The sequence below is a fragment of the Rhizobacter sp. P2_H2 genome (assembly GCF_056403375.1).
In genome coordinates this window covers 1-1,075 of the sequence record NZ_JBFUFP010001451.1, presented here as the reverse complement: position 1 = coordinate 1,075, position 1,075 = coordinate 1, and the positions used below count along the sequence as shown (strand labels likewise).

At 75.4% G+C, this 1,075-nt stretch carries 1 protein-coding gene; it reads left to right on the top strand.

Going from position 1 to position 1,075, the window contains the following annotated elements; all coding sequences use genetic code 11:
• Nucleotides 1-1,068 (top strand): molybdopterin-binding domain-containing protein (locus AC1D15_RS33850; RefSeq protein ID WP_477829513.1); only part of this gene is annotated, 1,068 nt, incomplete at its 5' end.
• Between the last annotated feature and the right edge of the window lie 7 nt (nucleotides 1,069-1,075).

The window sequence follows — 1,075 nt, the reverse complement described above, 5'->3', positions numbered from 1 at the left end:
GGCCAGGACTGCTCGCTGGCCGAGGCCATCGCGGCTGCGGCCCGGGTGCTCGCCGCGAGCCGGCAACCGCTGTTCGGCGGCCTGGGCACCGATGTGTCGGGCGCCCGCGCGCTGTACCGCCTGGCCTGCCGGACCGGGGCGATCTGCGACGCGGCCGAGGGCGAGGCGCTGATGACCACGCTGCGCGCGACGCAGGACCGCGGCAGCTTCTTCACGACGCTGGCCGAGGTGCGCACGCGCGCCGACCTGATCGTCTGCGTGGGCGGCACGCCGGTGCGGCAGGCGCCGGAGTTCTTCGATCGCTGCGGCGTCGGCGAGGCGCTCGTGGCGCAGCGGCGGGTGGTGGTGCTCGGCGGCGGCACGGCCGATGGCGCGGTGCTCGACAGCCTGCGCGCGCGTCCGGGCGTCACGGTCGACACGATCCCGCTGCACGGCGACCTGTTCAGCACCGTCGCGCTGCTGTCCGCGCTGGTCGCCGGGCGTGCCGTGCGCGAGGCACCGGCGGCGCTGCAGTCGCTGGCCACGCAGCTGCGGCAGGCGCGCTACGCGGTGTTCGTCGGCGAGACGCGCACGCTGCCGCGCCAGGGCGCGCTGGTCGTCGAAAGCATCCACCRCACCGTCGGCACGCTGAACCAGAGCACCCGTGCCGCGGCGATGTGGCTGGGCGGCGGCAACGGYGCCGGCACGGTGAACCAGGTGTTCACCTGGCTGTCGGGCCTGCCGCTGCGCTCGCGCGCCGGGCCGCTCGGGCTGGAACACGAGCCGCTGTGCTTCGATGCGCAGCGCCTGCTGTCCGACGCCGCGGTCGACAGCCTGCTGTGGGTGTCCAGCTTCGATCCGGACCTGGCCCCGCCGGCGACCGCGCAGCCGACCCTCGTGCTGGGCCACCCCGAACTGGCGCGGGTGCCGGCCGCGGTGTTCATCCCGGTGTCGACGCCGGGCATCGGCTCGCCGGGGCACCTGTTCCGGGCCGACGGCTCGGTGATGCTGCCGTTGTTCGCGGTGCATGACGACGGCCTGCCGACGCTCGCCGGCGTGCTCGACCGCATCGCAGGAGCGCTGGCATGAGCAGCGT